We start from the raw sequence: 16,189 nt of genomic DNA, 5'->3' as shown, positions 1-16,189 counted from the left end.
GTAAAGATCACCCTAAAAAAAATTAGCAAATGAAAATAGCCGTAGTTGGAACTGGATATGTAGGCTTAGTTACCGGAACTTGCCTTGCCGAAACAGGTAACCATGTAACCTGTGTTGACATTAATGTAAAAAAAGTAGAGGCCATGAAAAATGGCGAACTACCTATTTATGAACCTGGTTTAGAGCTATTGTTCCTGCGTAATATTAAGCAAGAACGCTTATCGTTTACAACCAACCTGGCCGAAGCTATTGAAGATGCCAAAATCATATTCCTTGCACTACCAACCCCTCCAGGTGCCGATGGCGCTGCAGATCTGAGCTATGTACTGGGTGCAGGAAAAGATATCGCGCTATTATTGAAGGAATATAAAGTTATTGTAACCAAATCGACCGTTCCGGTGGGTACGGCTGATAAGCTGACTGCTGTTTTAAAGGCTAACACTAATGTGGAATTTGCAGTAGTATCAAACCCCGAGTTTTTACGCGAAGGTGTGGCCGTAGACGACTTTATGAAGCCCGACCGTGTGGTTGTAGGTACCCGCGACGAACGCGCACAAAAACTAATGGCCGAACTTTATGGCCCATACGTGCGCCAGGGTAACCCAATCATCTTTATGGACGAGCGCTCGTCTGAATTAACTAAATATGCCGCTAACTCATTCCTGGCAACCAAAATATCATTTATGAACGAAATAGCCAACCTGTGCGAACTGGTAGGCGCCGATGTGGATATGGTACGCAAGGGGATAGGCTCTGATGACCGGATTGGTAAACGTTTCCTTTTCTCGGGCATTGGCTATGGCGGTAGCTGCTTCCCTAAAGATGTACAGGCTTTGGCCAAAGCATCCGAAGAAAACAAATACGATTTTAAGATCCTTAACGCGGTAATGGATGTAAACGCCATCCAGAAAACGGTATTGGTAGAAAAGGTAAAGAATTACTTTAAAGGCGATTTGAAAGGCAAAAAATTTGCATTGTGGGGACTGGCATTTAAGCCGGAAACCGATGATATCCGCGAAGCGCCGGCATTATATATCATTGACGATTTACTGAAGGCTGGCGCGACGGTTGCCGCGTTTGACCCTGAAGGCATGAACAATGTTAAAGCTTTAATTGGCGATAAGATTGCCTACGGCGAAAACCAATACGATGTATTGAAGGATGCCGATGCGCTGCTGATCGTTACCGAATGGTCGGTTTTCCGTACTCCGGATTTTGACCAGGTAGAAGAGCTATTGAAAAACAAGGTAATTTTTGACGGACGTAACCTGTACGATCTGCAAAAAATGATTGACTGCGGTTTCTATTACAACAGTATCGGTCGTAAAATCGTTAGCTAATATGAAAGATCGTAAACGAATACTGATAACCGGGGCTGCCGGCTTTTTAGGCTCGCACCTGTGCGACAGGTTTATTAAAGAGGATTACCATGTAATAGGCATGGATAATCTGATTACGGGCGACCTGCGTAACATTCAACACCTGTTTAAGCTCGAAAACTTTGAGTTTTATAACCACGATGTTTCAAAATTTGTGTTCGTTCCGGGCGAGTTGGATTATATCCTTCATTTTGCATCTCCGGCCAGCCCTATCGATTATTTAAAGATACCGATACAAACACTTAAAGTAGGATCGTTAGGCACACATAACCTACTGGGCCTGGCCCGCAGCAAGGGTGCCCGGATGTTGATCGCTTCTACATCTGAAGTATATGGCGACCCAAATGTTAACCCACAGCCCGAAGAATACTGGGGCAATGTGAACCCGGTTGGCCCACGTGGTGTATATGACGAAGCTAAGCGTTTCCAGGAAGCTATTACTATGGCTTATCATACTTTCCATGGCTTGGAAACCCGTATTGTGCGCATCTTTAACACCTACGGCCCTCGTATGCGTCTGAATGACGGCCGTGTATTACCGGCCTTTATTGGCCAGGCTTTGCGCGGCGAACCGCTGACCATGTTTGGCGATGGCTCACAAACCCGTTCGTTTTGCTATGTGGATGATTTGGTAGAAGGTATTTACCGCCTGCTGCACAGCGATTATGCACAGCCCATGAATATTGGCAACCCCGATGAGATCACGATAAAGCAATTTGGCGAGGAAATTATTAAGCTGACGGGTACCGATCAGGAAATGATTAGTTTGCCTTTACCAACGGATGATCCAAAACAACGCCGTCCGGATATCACCAAGGCAAAAAGCATTTTAGGCTGGGAACCAAAAGTATCGCGTAGCGAAGGGTTAAAGATCACTTACGATTACTTTAAATCGCTGCCCGAGAAAGAGATTTTACATAAAGACTTTACTTACTATAATAAATAATAATGGCTAAAATATTAGTAACCGGAGGATTGGGTTTTATTGGTTCGCACACGGTTGTTGAACTGGTAAATGCAGGTTATGAACCGGTTATTGTTGATGACCTGTCCAATTCGCAAGCCGGGATATTAGAGCAGCTGACTAAAATTATAGGCTTTACGCCTATTTTTTACAAGCTTGATCTTACCCTTGATGCTGATATACAAAGCCTTGCCCTGGCCGAACCGGATATTGAAGGCATTATCCACTTTGCCGCTTTTAAAGCCGTTGGCGAATCGGTGAATTTGCCGATGAAATACTATCGTAATAATTTTTATTCGCTGATTAACCTGCTTGAGGCTTACTATACCAAGTCTGTCAACTTTGTTTTTTCATCAAGCTGTACCGTATATGGGCAGCCCGAGGTTTTGCCGGTAACCGAAGATGCACCGGTACAACCGGCGCAATCGCCTTATGGCAACACCAAACAGGTAGCCGAGGAAATTTTAAAGGATATGATCGCATCGGGCGGGAGTAAGTATAAAGTTATTGCCTTACGGTATTTTAACCCGGTAGGTGCGCACGAAAGCGCTTTAATTGGCGAATTGCCTATAGGCGTACCGCAAAGCCTGGTCCCTTTTGTTACCCAATCGGCTATTGGCAAGCGCGGGCCTATCACCGTTCACGGTAGCGATTACAACACGCCAGATGGTACTGCCATCAGAGATTATATCCATGTAGTTGATTTGGCAAAAGCACACGTATCGGCATTAAAGTTAATGGAGCGGGAAACCTTTACCGGTTATGATATGTTTAACCTGGGTACAGGTAAAGGCACATCGGTACTGGAAGTTATAAACGCTTTTGAACAATCTACAGGAGTTAAATTAAACTATAAAATTGGCCCCCGCCGCCCGGGTGATGTGGAACAGGTTTGGGGAGATGTAACCAAATCTGCCGAAGGACTGGGCTGGAAAACCGAATTAGGGATTGATGTCATGATGTCATCGGCCTGGGAGTGGGAAAAATATATTGCACAAAACCCATTATCGTAATGGATATTAAAAAGATTATCATTACCGGTGGCGCCGGTTTTATCGGCTCGCACGTGGTGCGCCGGTTTGTAACGCAGCACCCCGAATATCATATCATCAATCTTGATAAGTTAACCTACGCAGGTAACCTGGCTAATTTACGTGATATTGAAAACGCGCCTAATTATGAGTTTGTAAAAGGTGATATTGTTGATGCCGCTTTTATAGACCGGCTGTTTGAAACATACCAACCCGATGCGGTAGTGCATTTAGCTGCCGAATCGCACGTAGACCGTTCCATTACTAATCCGCTGGAATTTGTGATGACTAACGTGATAGGTACGGTAAACCTGCTTAATGCCGCTAAGCAACACTGGAAAGGCCGTTATGACAGCACCCGCTTTTACCATGTATCAACCGACGAGGTTTACGGCACCTTGGGCGACGAAGGTATGTTTACCGAAGAAACCGGCTACGATCCGCATTCACCATACTCGGCATCAAAAGCCAGTTCCGATCATTTTGTACGGGCCTATCAGGATACTTACGGCTTAAATGCGGTTATCTCTAATTGCTCCAACAATTATGGATCGTATCACTTCCCCGAAAAATTGATACCATTGGCCATACACAATATCAAGCAAAACAAACCCATCCCCGTATATGGCAAAGGTGAAAACATCCGCGATTGGCTGTGGGTAGAAGACCATGCACGCGCCATTGAATTGATATTTCACAAAGCAGAATCGGGTACTACTTATAATATCGGCGGGCACAACGAATGGAAAAATATAGACCTGATCAGGCTGCTGTGCCAGATCATGGATAAAAAACTGGGCCGGCCAACCGGCGAATCAGAAAAGCTGATCACTTATGTAACCGACCGCGCGGGGCACGATTTGCGTTATGCCATAAATGCCTCCAAATTAAAGAATGAGTTAGGCTGGGTACCCAGCATTACTTTTGAAGAAGGCCTGGAAAAAACCGTAGACTGGTACCTTAATAACCAGGAATGGCTGGATGATGTAACATCGGGCCATTACCAGCAATATTACAGTGAACAATACACTAATCGCTAACTATGTTCGGGCTTTTCAAAAAAAAGGAGAAAATTAAAAAGGTAAGAACCTTTGACTACAGCGCGTTACAGGTAGATATGCACTCGCACGTGCTGCCCGGAATTGACGATGGTGCGCAAAATACCGAAGAGTCTATTTTTCTGATCAGGCAAATGATGGAGGTGGGCATAAAAAAAATAATTGCCACGCCGCATATCATGGCCGATTATTACCGAAATACCCCCGAAACGATTAATAATGCCTTAGCTGTATTAAAAGAAGCCTTAATTGTAGCTGGTATTGATATCCCGGTAGAGGCTGCGGCCGAACACTTTTTCGATGAGACGTTTGAAGAACGTATTGAAAAAAACGGATTAATGGTGATGAAGGGCGGATACGTGCTTTTTGAGCTTTCATTTATTACCCCGCCGCCCAATCTTTTAAATATTATACAAAAATTAACAAGCAAGGGTTATAAACCCATATTGGCCCATCCCGAAAGATACGGTTATATCAGTATTGATGAGTTAAAAATGTACCGCAGCTGGGGTTGCAATATGCAATTAAATACCATATCCTTAACCGGGTATTATGGCGGCGAAATAAAAAAGGTGGCCGAGCAATTAGTGGATAACGAGATGATTGATTTTATTTCGAGTGATATGCATCATCCGCGGCACGCGGCAGCATTTCACAGCGCCTTGCTGATGCCCTACCTGGAAAAACTAATGACCGAACAACCGTTGAAAAATATTATGCTGTTATAATGTGCAAATACGGAGATGTGCAGATGTGCAAATGACCGCATATTCCATTTGATATTTACCTTCTTTCATTTGCAAATCTGCATATACGCACATCTGCACATTCACTACTCATACCTCAGGGCTTCAACCGGATCAAGTTTTGATGCCTTTTTAGCCGGGTAAAAGCCGGATACAAGGCCTATTGTAGTACAAAGTACTATGGCGCAAAACAGCCATAGCCACGGGATGATAAATGTACCGCTGATGTTTACAGCGATCAGGTTACCAACGGCCATTCCTAAAATAATACCGCCTATCCCCCCAATGAGGCAGATCACGATAGCTTCGATTAAAAATTGCTTGCGGATAATGGCCGGGGTAGCGCCAATAGCTTTACGCACACCAATTTCGCGGGTACGTTCGGTAACCGATACCAGCATAATATTCATTAAGCCAATGGCAGCGCCAATAAGTGTAATAATGCCGATGCCAAAACCCGCCGCCTGTATGCCGTTTAATTGGGTAGCCAGCTGTTCTTTCATAGAATCGCTGCGGGATATTTCAAAATTATTATCCTGCCCCATGCGTAAACCACGGATATTGCGGAACAAGGAGGTTGATTCGCCGGTTGCGGCATCCTGCTCTGCAGGCGTATCAACCATTACCGATATGGTATAGCTGGCATTAGGGTTGGTAGATATTTGCTTGGCGCGATAGAGCGGTATGATACATTGCTGATCGCCGCCGCTAAAGCCCGAGCTTGATCCCTTGGTTTGTGTCAGTCCGATTACCCTGAATTTATTGGAACCGATTAAAATCATCTTGCCAATCGGGTCGCCTGTTTTAAATAAGCGGTTACGGATATCATCACCAATAATAACCACATTAGCCGCGTGCTCCAGTTCGGACGGCGAAAAGTTACGGCCTGCTGCCAGTTGGTAGCCGGCGGTTTTTAAATAGTTTTCATCGCCACCCAAAATAGAAATATTGGGATTGGTTTTCAGGTCGCCGTACTTAACGGTCGCTAAGTTAGACGCGTAGGTAGTTACAGAAACAGTAGCGGGTATTTTAAGCCTTTGCTTAAAACGTACAGCCTGCTCGTATTTTATGGGTGTCCAGGTTTTACGCTGGCCGCCGCCGCCAAATTTAATGCCTGTACCCCGGTTACGTATGGTAAACGAGTTGGCCCCCATTTGCGAAAATATATCGTTAGTGCGTTGCTTTAAGCCTTCAATGGCGGTTAATATACCTACCAGCGCGGTAATACCAATGGCAATAATTAGGGCCGTAAGGGAGGTGCGCAGCCTGTTGCCACCTATTGATTGCAGTGCAATTGCCACGTTTTCCCTGAAAGTTGTTTTTACCGCCATGTTATAAAGATAGTGAAATCCGGGGATTAGACTGTGGATAGGAGCGCTTTGTTACAGCGCGTGGGGAATTTATTAAGGGTAGTAATAAATATAACCCTTGCCTATTTAAAATGTATAGCGTAATTTAACCACAACTTAAATCCACATAATGAAAAAGGTTATCCTAAGTCTTATTTTATTGGTTTTTGCAGTTATTACCCGTGCACAAACTAACAGCACTACCCGCCGCATCACATTAACTGAAACAACGGTTGTAAAGGATTCGACAGGTTCCCAATACCCTTATGTTGTTTGGCAAAAGCTGCTGGCCAGCGGCGACTACTCGGTAAAGCCGGTTGATCCCCGTAAAGATGATACCGAGTTTTTACTGGTTAAGTATACCGAACAACAAAAAGTCGCCCGTTTAAGTAAAATGGGCCGCCCCATGGATAGTAAGTTTTTTACTACCGGCGAAGCTATTAAGCCATTTAAGATAAAGGATATTGACGGTAAAAAAATTGATGTGAAGGATTGGGCAGGTAAAACCGTAGTGCTTAACTTTTGGTTTATCAACTGCCCGCCGTGCCGTGCCGAAATACCCGATTTAAACAAGCTGGCCTTAAAGTATAAAGATAACCCCAATGTGATATTTATAGCCATAGCCCTTGATGAGAGCTGGGAGGTAGCCGACTTTATGAAGAAAAATCCATTAGCTTACCATTTGGTAGGCGATGGACGCTATTATGCCAAACTGTTTAATATTAATTTGTACCCCACAAACGTAGTGATAGATAAACAAGGCAAAGTACAGCTGCATTATTCGGGTGGGTATATGAACGGGCCTTATTGGCTGGATAAAACCATACAGGAGAGCGACAAGATCACTTTATAAACAGTCCTTGCAGATAATAAGAAAGGCTTACCTAAAACGGTAAGCCTTTCTTATTATATATCCTTTATTGCTGCGTCCCGGCGGGCAACAATTAAACGGCAAACGAAGTACCGCACCCACAGGTGCTGGCAGCGTTAGGGTTATTAAATGTAAAGCCCCGCGCGTTTAAACCATCCTGAAAATCAATTTGCATACCGGCCAGGTATAGGCCGTGTGCTTTATGCATATAAACCTTTACCCCGTCTATCATGTAAACCTGGTCGCCATCTTTTGGCTGATCAAAACCAAGCACATAGCTCATGCCCGAGCAGCCGCCACCCTCTACACCAACACGCAGGCCAAACTCATCGCCCAGGTCTTGCTGGTCTTTCAGTTTATGGATCTCTTTCACTGCACCTTCCGTAAAGCTGACAGGCGCCATCGCAGTTTCAACAACAGTACTCATCTTAATTTTAATTAATGTGCTCAAATATAAGGTAAAATGTCCAAATTTGTTCCCGCTAACCTATTTATGACCTCTGATTAACATTTATAATTAACCATGAATATCTATCTTTTTTTTATCGAGGTTGTAAAATTCACTTTAGCGGGCACAGGTATTGTTATGGTAGCTTTTTACCTGGCCAAACCTTACCTGGAAAATAAAGAGAAGCTGCAATTGCTCGAACTGAAAAAAGCCACCTCGGCACAAACCCTGCCGCTGCGTTTACAGGCCTACGAGCGTATTGCCTTATTAATAGACCGTATTAACCCATCAAACTTATTGGTGCGCTTAAACGCGTCGGCTTATACCGCTGCCGAGCTGCAAAGTTTAATAGTAACCGAAGTGCGTAACGAGTTTCAGCATAATGTTACCCAGCAATTATATGTAAGCAGCCGTGCCTGGGCATTAGTAAAACGCATTAAGGACGATTCGCTTAATCTGGTCAACGGCGCCAGCAAAAGCCTGCCCGAAGGAGCCAGTGGGTTAGACCTTGGGCGGGCCATATTAGCGCATTTAAGCAAAATGGAGCACGACCCTTATGATGTTGCCATTAATATGATCAGGGCCGACCTGGAAGAACTGTTTTAATTATGGCCGAAGAAAAGCGCGTGGATACCACATCGGGTATTATTATAAAGGAGGTTTATACCGAACCATCTGGCATGGACGAATTGCCGGGGCAATTCCCTTATACCCGCGGCATCCAAAAAGATATGTACCGCGGCCGCCTGTGGACCATGCGCCAGTATGCCGGTTTCAGCACCGCGGCCGAATCAAACAAACGCTACCATTATTTACTAAGTCAGGGTACCATGGGCCTGTCGGTAGCCTTCGACCTGCCTACGCAAATAGGATATGATTCGGACCACGCCATGTCCGAAGGGGAGGTGGGCAAGGTTGGTGTGGCTATCGATTCGTTAAAAGACATGGAAATCCTTTTTGATGGTATCGAACTGCAAAAGATCACCACCAGCATGACCATTAATGCTACGGCACCCATCCTGCTGGCTATGTATATCGCGTTAGCAAAAAAACAGGGGGCCGATCTGAAGCTATTATCCGGCACTATCCAAAATGATATATTAAAGGAGTATGCCGCGCGCGGTACTTATATATACCCGCCAACACCATCCATGCGGCTGATTACCGATGTGTTTGAGTATTGCAGTAAAGAAGTGCCTAAATGGAATACCATATCCATTTCAGGCTACCACATCCGCGAAGCAGGATCAACCGCCGTGCAGGAATTAGCTTTTACCCTGGCTAATGGCAAAGCCTATTTAAAGGCCGCGCTGGAAAAAGGCCTGGATATTAACGTATTTGCCCGCAGGTTATCGTTCTTTTTTAACTGCCATAATAACTTTTTCGAAGAGATAGCCAAGTTCCGTGCTGCCCGCCGGATGTGGGCGCATATTACTCAAGAGCTGGGCGCCACCCATCCAGATGCGCAAAAACTACGCTTCCATACCCAAACCGGGGGATCGACACTGACCGCACAGCAGCCTTATAATAATATTGTACGGGTTAGTCACCAGGCCATGGCTGCAGTTTTAGGCGGCACACAATCGCTGCATACCAATGGTTATGACGAGGCTTTATCGCTCCCGACTGAGGCTGCAGCCAAGATAGCCCTGCGCACCCAGCAGATCATTGCTTTTGAAAGCGGGGTGACCGATACGGTAGACCCGCTGGCGGGATCGTACTTTGTAGAAGCGCTGACCGACGAGATGGAAGCAGCCGCGAAAATCTATATAGATAAGATAGATGCCATGGGCGGATCGGTAAAAGCGATTGAGCAGGATTACATTCAGCAGGAGATAGGTGCCGCCGCTTATGATTATCAAACCGCCATCGAATCGGGCGAACGTGTAATTGTTGGTGTAAATAAATTCACCCAGCCGGAGGAAGATCATGGGGATGTTTTCAGGGTTGACGACTCCATCCGGAAGCAGCAAACCGCTCAAATTGAGGCCCTTAAAAATAGCCGTGACAACACCCTTGTAAACCATAATTTAGACCGTTTAAAAACGGCCGCGAAAGGCCCCGAAAACCTGATGCCGTACATCCTGCAGGCAGTAGAAAATTACGCCACTTTGGGCGAGGTTGCCGATGCCCTTCGCAGTGTTTTTGGAGAGTATTAAACAACTGTCTGTCTGCGTTTTATCGCCAAACTTATCAACATTTTATTTTTACGAAAGCTAAATACAACTACATTTTACGTTGGTAAATAATTAATAGTCAATAATTTATCATTTTGGTTAAATGTTGAAAATTGAAAACTACTTGTAAACAATCTGCGTATAACGGCGTTGATAAAGCGGGTGCTTTCCCGATAATGGAACGCCCGGAAGCCCGCCAACCCCTGGGTTACCAGGTGAATTTTCAAAACAAAAAAAGAGTCGAAAACACCCTTAATTGGGTCAATTCTGACAATTAAAATTTATTTCAAATTTTAATTTTTTAATAGCTTTTTTTTTTGAATATTCGATGTTCCGTAACCGTCGCATCGAAAGCTTCTGTGGGAGGTGTAAATCAATATTTTAAGAAAACCGCATGGAAAAAACTTGTACTAACGTTTGGAATAGTTGTCTGCAAATCATTAAAGATAATATACCTGCCCAGAGTTTTAAGACCTGGTTCGAGCCTATAAAATCTTTAAGGCTGGAGGGTAGCATCCTGACGATACAGGTGCCAAGTTTGTTTTTTTATGAGTGGCTGGAGGAACACTATGTGGGCCTGTTGCGCAAAACCATAAAAAAACAATTAGGCGAGGACGGACGCTTAGAATATAATATAGTGGTAGAGCAATCATCATCAAGCAAACCTTACACTACCAATATGCCATCAAATGGCAATGGTGCCGAAGGGAAAAATCAATCGATGCCCATTCCTATTTCTATTAATAAGGATATCAAGAACCCTTTTGTAATACCCGGGCTTAAAAAACTGAATGTTGACCCGCAGCTTAACCAAAATTATACCTTTGATAATTTTGTGGAAGGCGATTGCAACCGCCTGGCCCGTTCGGCCGGATACGCGGTAGCGGCCAAACCGGGCGGCACATCATTTAACCCCTTAATGATATATGGCGGCGTAGGTTTAGGCAAAACCCACCTGGCGCAGGCCATTGGCAACGAGATCAAACGTTCGCTGCCCGATAAGGTAGTATTATATGTATCGTGCGAGAAATTTACCCAGCAATTTGTTGACGCGCTGAAACATAACAACATTAACGATTTTGTTAATTTTTACCAGGCTATTGATGTACTGATCATGGATGACGTGCATAACTTTGCCGGTAAAGAGAAAACACAGGATTTCTTCTTCCATATCTTCAACCACCTGCACCAAACCGGTAAGCAGCTGATCATTACATCAGATAAAGCGCCGAAAGACCTGGCTGGATTAGAAGAACGTTTATTGTCGCGTTTTAAATGGGGCCTATCTGCCGATTTGCAGGTGCCCGATCTGGAAACCCGTATGGCTATCCTGAAAACCAAAGTTTACCAGGATGGTATCGATCTGCCAAATGAGGTATTGGAATACGTTGCGCATAACATTGATAACAACGTACGTGAGCTGGAAGGCGCTATGGTATCGTTGCTGGCACAATCAACCCTTAACCGCAAGGAGATAGATTTGAACCTGGCCAAGCAAATGCTGAAAAACTTCATCAAGAACTCAACCAAAGAGATTTCGATGGAATACATCCAGAACCTGGTTTGCGAGTATTTTGAAGTACCTATTGAAATGGTAAAATCGCAAACACGCAAACGCGAGATCGTTCAGGCCCGCCAGATTTCGATGTACCTGGCTAAGGCACATACCAAAAGCTCTTTAAAATCAATCGGTCATTTCTTCGGCGGCCGCGACCACTCTACCGTGATCTATGCCTGCCAAACCGTGGAAGATCTGATTGATACCGATAAGAAATTTAAAGGCTACGTAGCTGATATTCAGAAAAAATTGAAGATGTCGTAAAAGGCATATGCTATAAAAAAGGGCTGCTTTCGAATGAAAGCAGCCCTTTTTTATTATCTTGTCATTGCGAAAAGCGTAGCGCCGTGGCAATTCCATAGGCAGCTCGGGTATGATTGTCCTATGGAACTATTAATGGCGTCTTACTTTTAAGGATTTAATAAACTCCCGTTGGTTGGGAGCCCACGCTATTGTTTGCAATTGCATTTTTAACTCCACTAAAGTCACCCGGCTGGAGCCAGATGAGTACAGCAGTACTTTTTTATCCGCAACGTGTCATCATATCTTCCGGACTTCCCGTCTTTCTTACTTCCCGACTTTCCCTTACTCATTCCATTTGCAATTTACAGCCCTATTGCGCATCTTTGCACTGCTTATAGAGAAAGACGGAGGGATTAGACCCTGCGATGTCTTAGCAACCTGTACTTACAAGGTGCTACATTCTACTCATCAGCCAAAAGGCAATGGGAAAGATAAGCGAAAGTCAACCACAACACCCGACTTTTCGATATAAGCCGCTTTTTAAGTCCGAAGTTTTAAGTCTTTAGTCGACAGTCTTTTTGCTGCTTGATTTACCGTACTTATTACTCCTGACTTAAGACTTACGACTTGCAAAGAATGGACATTAGAAAAGAATTAGAAAAACGCATCCTGATTATTGACGGGGCTATGGGTACCATGATACAGCGGTACGACCTGACGGAGGAAGATTTCCGCGGGGAACGCTTTCGTGACCATCCGTCTGATCTGAAAGGCAATAACGACCTGCTGAACCTGACCCGGCCGGACGTGATCAAAGCTATCCATGCCGAATATTTGGAAGCCGGCGCGGATATTATCGAAACTAATACCTTCAGTACACAGGTAATATCGCTGGCCGATTACCACATGGAGGACCTGGCTTACGAAATGAGCTACGAAGGTGCTCGCATTGCCCGCGAGGTAGTGGATGAATACAACCTGAAAACACCGGAAAAACCACGGTTTGTAGCTGGTGCCGTTGGGCCCACTAACCGTACAGCATCACTATCGCCTGATGTGAATGATCCGGGTTACCGTGCTGTTAATTTTGATATCCTGGCTGATGCTTATTACACACAGATCCGCGGATTAGTGGATGGCGGCTCGGACCTGCTCTTAATCGAAACCATATTTGATACCCTGAACGCCAAGGCCGCCCTGTTTGCCGCCAAGCGTTACGAGGATGAACTGCGTCATAAAAACCCGGCTTACAAAGGCTTGCCACTGATGATATCAGGTACCATCACCGATGCATCTGGACGTACCTTATCCGGACAAACCGTTGAGGCTTTTTGGGATTCGGTGCAACATGCCAACCTGCTTTCGGTAGGCTTAAACTGCGCTTTGGGCGCTAAAGAAATGCGCCCGCACTTAGAGGAACTGGCCGCTAAAGCCGATGTGTATGTATCGGCCTACCCTAATGCCGGCTTGCCGAACGAGTTTGGCCAGTACGATGAAGTCCCGCATGAAACCGCCCATTTGATAGAGGATTTTATGCTCAATGGGATGGTCAATATTGTTGGCGGTTGTTGCGGTACCACGCCCGACCATATTCGTGCTATTGCCGAAAAAGCAGCCAAGGTAACGCCGCGTAAAAGGCCTGAAATTGAGCCATATATGCGCCTGAGCGGCCTGGAAGCTGTAACCGTTACCCCCGAAACTAACTTTGTGAACGTGGGCGAGCGAACCAATATTACCGGTTCGCCAAAATTCAGCAAGCTGATCTTAGCTGAAGATTTTGAGGGGGCGCTAACCGTTGCCCGCCAGCAGGTAGAAGGTGGCGCGCAGGTGATAGATGTGAACATGGACGAGGGCATGATCGATTCGGAAGCGACGATGGTGAAATTTTTGAACCTGCTGGCATCCGAACCGGATATTGCCAAGCTGCCTATCATGGTCGATTCATCAAAGTGGACGGTTATCGAAGCCGGCTTGAAATGCCTGCAGGGGAAAGGTATCGTAAACTCTATCTCCCTTAAAGAGGGCGAAGATAAGTTTAAGGAATACGCCCGCAAAATCCTGAGCTATGGCGCGGCAACCGTGGTAATGGCTTTTGATGAGCAAGGCCAGGCCGATAGCTTTGAGCGCCGGATAGAGATCTGCAAGCGCAGTTATGATATCCTGGTAGATGAAGTAGGCTTCCCGCCGCAGGATATTATTTTCGATCCGAACATCCTGACTGTAGCTACCGGTTTAGAGGAGCATAATAACTACGCGGTTGATTTTATAAAAGCTACCAAATGGATAAAGGAAAACCTGCCGCATGCTAAAGTGAGTGGTGGGGTAAGTAATATCTCATTCTCGTTCCGCGGTAATAATAAAGTACGAGAAGCCATGCACTCTGCATTTCTGTACCACGCTATAAATGCTGGAATGGATATGGGTATTGTGAACGCCGGGATGCTGGAAGTTTACGAAGAGATCCCTAAAGACCTGTTGGAACTGGTGGAAGACGTATTGCTGAACCGCCGCGAGGATGCAACCGAGCGCCTGGTAGCCTTTGCTGATACCATTAAAGGCGGTGCTGGTAAAGAGATCGTCCGTGATGAAGAATGGCGCAAAGACCCTGTGGAAAAACGCTTATCGCACGCCCTGGTGAAAGGTATTATTGAATACCTGGACGATGATGTGGAAGAAGCCCGGCAAAAATACGCCAAACCATTGGAGGTGATTGAAGGCCCCTTAATGGACGGCATGAACGTAGTAGGCGACCTGTTTGGCGCCGGGAAGATGTTTTTGCCCCAGGTAGTAAAATCGGCCCGGGTAATGAAAAAGGCCGTGGCTTATTTGCTGCCCTTTATCGAACTGGAGAAACAACGCGTAATTGATGCCGGCGAGGATAGCAGCGGCAGTCGCGCCAATGCTGGTAAAGTATTAATGGCTACTGTAAAAGGCGATGTGCACGATATCGGTAAAAACATAGTAGGCGTAGTGCTGGCCTGTAACAACTTCGAGGTGATAGACCTTGGGGTGATGGTGCCCGCACAGCGTATTATTGAAGAAGCGAAAAAACAACAGGTAGATATTATCGGTCTGAGCGGTTTAATTACCCCATCGCTGGATGAAATGGTGCATTTTGCCAAAGAGATGGAACGCGAAGGCTTTACCATTCCGCTGATCATTGGCGGGGCAACTACCTCACGCATCCATGCGGCGGTAAAAGTGGCGCCAAATTATTCGGGCGCGGCTATCCACGTGCTGGATGCATCGCGCAGCGTAACGGTTTGCAGCAGCTTGATGAACAGGGAAACAAGTCCCGCTTACATCCAGGGTATTAAAGACGAATATGCCAAAGCCCGTGAAGCGCACCTGAATAAAAAATCGGACAAGCGTTTTGTAACGATTGAGGAGGCCCGTACCGGGCAATTCCAGATTAGTCTGGATGGCGATATAGCGCCGAAACCAACCTTTACCGGCACCAAAGTAATTGAAGCTTATCCGTTAGAAGATTTGGTTCCGTATATCGACTGGACACCGTTTTTCCATACCTGGGAGTTGAGGGGCAGCTATCCCAAAATATTTGACGATAAATACGTGGGTGTTGAAGCCAAAAAACTGTTCGACGACGCGCAGGTACTGCTGAATAAAATTGTAAATGAGAAATTGCTGCAAGCCAATGGGGTTATCGGCTTTTGGCCGGCCAACAGCGTGGGCGATGATATTGAACTGTATACCGATGATAGCCGCAGCCAGGTTTTAACCACCATTTATACCCTGCGCCAGCAAGCCGAGAAGGTTAAAGGTGAGCCGTATTATGCCCTGTCGGATTTCATCGCGCCGAAGGAAAGCGGCGTGCCCGATTATTGGGGCGGCTTTGCTGTTACTACGGGCTTAGGCTGCGATGAACTGGTGGCCGAATTTGAAAAAGACCATGACGATTATAACAGCATTATGGCCAAAGCCCTTGCCGACCGCCTGGCCGAGGCCTTTGCCGAAAAAATGCATGAACTGGTACGCAAAGAGTACTGGGGTTATAGCAAAGACGAACAACTGGATACCAACGGCCTGATCAAGGAAGAATACCAGGGCATCCGCCCGGCACCGGGTTATCCGGCTTGTCCTGATCATACGGAGAAGACTACACTGTTCGAGATCCTGCAAGCGGAAGATGCCGCCAAAATGCACCTGACCGAAAGTCTGGCCATGACACCGGCCGCATCGGTAAGCGGGTTTTACTTTGCGCATCCGCAAGCCAGGTATTTTGGCCTGGGTAAGATCAGTAAAGACCAGGTAGAGGATTATGCCGTACGTAAAGGTATGCCGCTGGAAGATGTAGAGAGATGGCTGGGACCTAACCTTAACTACTAAAGCCCCCCAGCCCCCTAA

General features: G+C 45.8%; 12 protein-coding genes and 1 riboswitch. Of the genes, 10 read left to right on the top strand and 2 right to left on the bottom strand.

Annotated features, from left to right (window positions below; genetic code table 11):
- Positions 1 to 29: 29 nt before the first annotated feature.
- Genes AC07M6_RS04750 through AC07M6_RS04730 form a run of 5 tightly spaced genes read left to right on the top strand, consistent with a single transcriptional unit; the run spans position 30 to position 5,160 of the window.
- The gene (locus AC07M6_RS04750) at positions 30 to 1,340 is read left to right on the top strand and encodes a UDP-glucose dehydrogenase family protein (RefSeq protein ID WP_494887775.1); all 1,311 of its coding nucleotides are present in this window, start codon (positions 30 to 32) and stop codon (positions 1,338 to 1,340) included.
- A 1-nt stretch (position 1,341) separates the two neighbouring features.
- The gene (locus tag AC07M6_RS04745; RefSeq protein WP_494887774.1) at positions 1,342 to 2,325 is read left to right on the top strand and encodes a UDP-glucuronic acid decarboxylase family protein; all 984 of its coding nucleotides are present in this window, start codon (positions 1,342 to 1,344) and stop codon (positions 2,323 to 2,325) included.
- Positions 2,326 to 2,327: 2 nt separating this feature from the next.
- On the top strand, positions 2,328 to 3,356 hold the full coding sequence (gene galE, locus AC07M6_RS04740) for a UDP-glucose 4-epimerase GalE (protein WP_494887773.1): 1,029 nt from the start codon (positions 2,328 to 2,330) through the stop codon (positions 3,354 to 3,356).
- A gap of 5 nt (positions 3,357 to 3,361) precedes the next feature.
- A complete protein-coding gene (gene rfbB / locus AC07M6_RS04735; RefSeq protein WP_494888446.1) occupies positions 3,362 to 4,414 on the top strand; it encodes a dTDP-glucose 4,6-dehydratase in 1,053 nt (350 codons plus the stop codon).
- Between the two features lie 2 nt (positions 4,415 to 4,416).
- Positions 4,417 to 5,160, top strand: a complete 744-nt coding sequence (locus AC07M6_RS04730; protein ID WP_494887772.1) for a tyrosine-protein phosphatase — start codon at positions 4,417 to 4,419, stop codon at positions 5,158 to 5,160.
- A gap of 104 nt (positions 5,161 to 5,264) precedes the next feature.
- Here the strand turns inward: AC07M6_RS04730 and AC07M6_RS04725 are convergent, their stop codons facing one another.
- Positions 5,265 to 6,509, bottom strand: a complete 1,245-nt coding sequence (locus AC07M6_RS04725; RefSeq protein ID WP_494887771.1) for an ABC transporter permease — start codon at positions 6,507 to 6,509, stop codon at positions 5,265 to 5,267.
- Positions 6,510 to 6,657: 148 nt separating this feature from the next.
- On the opposite strand from AC07M6_RS04725, the gene AC07M6_RS04720 reads away from it, so the two are divergent.
- The gene (locus tag AC07M6_RS04720) at positions 6,658 to 7,380 is read left to right on the top strand and encodes a TlpA family protein disulfide reductase (RefSeq protein ID WP_494887770.1); all 723 of its coding nucleotides are present in this window, start codon (positions 6,658 to 6,660) and stop codon (positions 7,378 to 7,380) included.
- Between the two features lie 91 nt (positions 7,381 to 7,471).
- Here the strand turns inward: AC07M6_RS04720 and AC07M6_RS04715 are convergent, their stop codons facing one another.
- Positions 7,472 to 7,825, bottom strand: a complete 354-nt coding sequence (locus AC07M6_RS04715) for a HesB/IscA family protein (protein ID WP_494887769.1) — start codon at positions 7,823 to 7,825, stop codon at positions 7,472 to 7,474.
- 96 nt (positions 7,826 to 7,921) lie between these two features.
- Here AC07M6_RS04715 and AC07M6_RS04710 point away from each other — a divergent pair, with 96 nt between their 5' ends.
- The 4 genes from AC07M6_RS04710 to metH all read left to right on the top strand — a co-directional run bounded on the left by AC07M6_RS04710 (position 7,922) and on the right by metH (position 16,171).
- Positions 7,922 to 8,452, top strand: coding sequence for a DUF7935 family protein (locus AC07M6_RS04710; protein ID WP_494887768.1), 531 nt, complete (start codon positions 7,922 to 7,924; stop codon positions 8,450 to 8,452).
- Between the two features lie 2 nt (positions 8,453 to 8,454).
- Positions 8,455 to 10,005 carry an acyl-CoA mutase large subunit family protein gene (locus tag AC07M6_RS04705; protein ID WP_494887767.1) on the top strand — a complete coding sequence of 517 codons (1,551 nt, stop codon included), beginning with the start codon at positions 8,455 to 8,457 and terminating at the stop codon, positions 10,003 to 10,005.
- A gap of 412 nt (positions 10,006 to 10,417) precedes the next feature.
- Positions 10,418 to 11,845, top strand: coding sequence for a chromosomal replication initiator protein DnaA (gene dnaA / locus AC07M6_RS04700; protein ID WP_194104463.1), 1,428 nt, complete (start codon positions 10,418 to 10,420; stop codon positions 11,843 to 11,845).
- A gap of 368 nt (positions 11,846 to 12,213) precedes the next feature.
- A riboswitch (SAM riboswitch) is annotated at positions 12,214 to 12,322 on the top strand.
- Between the two features lie 138 nt (positions 12,323 to 12,460).
- Positions 12,461 to 16,171, top strand: a complete 3,711-nt coding sequence (gene metH / locus AC07M6_RS04695) for a methionine synthase (protein ID WP_494887766.1) — start codon at positions 12,461 to 12,463, stop codon at positions 16,169 to 16,171.
- Positions 16,172 to 16,189: the final 18 nt, after the last annotated feature.

This window comes from Mucilaginibacter sp. GW821-FHT07H05 (assembly GCF_059418485.1).
The sequence above is the reverse complement of the archived record's forward strand: the minus strand, read 5'-3'. Positions and strand labels throughout refer to the sequence as shown.

Excerpts from the sequence above, each read along its gene's own strand:
- AC07M6_RS04750 (WP_494887775.1), top strand. The coding sequence starts at position 30 with ATGAAAATAGCCGTAGTTGGAACTGGATATGTAGGCTTAGTTACCGGA.
- AC07M6_RS04745 (WP_494887774.1), top strand. The coding sequence starts at position 1,342 with ATGAAAGATCGTAAACGAATACTGATAACCGGGGCTGCCGGCTTTTTA.
- galE (WP_494887773.1), top strand. The coding sequence starts at position 2,328 with ATGGCTAAAATATTAGTAACCGGAGGATTGGGTTTTATTGGTTCGCAC.
- AC07M6_RS04730 (WP_494887772.1), top strand. The coding sequence starts at position 4,417 with ATGTTCGGGCTTTTCAAAAAAAAGGAGAAAATTAAAAAGGTAAGAACC.
- AC07M6_RS04725 (WP_494887771.1), bottom strand. The coding sequence starts at position 6,509 with ATGGCGGTAAAAACAACTTTCAGGGAAAACGTGGCAATTGCACTGCAA.
- AC07M6_RS04720 (WP_494887770.1), top strand. The coding sequence starts at position 6,658 with ATGAAAAAGGTTATCCTAAGTCTTATTTTATTGGTTTTTGCAGTTATT.
- AC07M6_RS04715 (WP_494887769.1), bottom strand. The coding sequence starts at position 7,825 with ATGAGTACTGTTGTTGAAACTGCGATGGCGCCTGTCAGCTTTACGGAA.
- AC07M6_RS04710 (WP_494887768.1), top strand. The coding sequence starts at position 7,922 with ATGAATATCTATCTTTTTTTTATCGAGGTTGTAAAATTCACTTTAGCG.
- AC07M6_RS04705 (WP_494887767.1), top strand. The coding sequence starts at position 8,455 with ATGGCCGAAGAAAAGCGCGTGGATACCACATCGGGTATTATTATAAAG.
- dnaA (WP_194104463.1), top strand. The coding sequence starts at position 10,418 with ATGGAAAAAACTTGTACTAACGTTTGGAATAGTTGTCTGCAAATCATT.
- metH (WP_494887766.1), top strand. The coding sequence starts at position 12,461 with ATGGACATTAGAAAAGAATTAGAAAAACGCATCCTGATTATTGACGGG.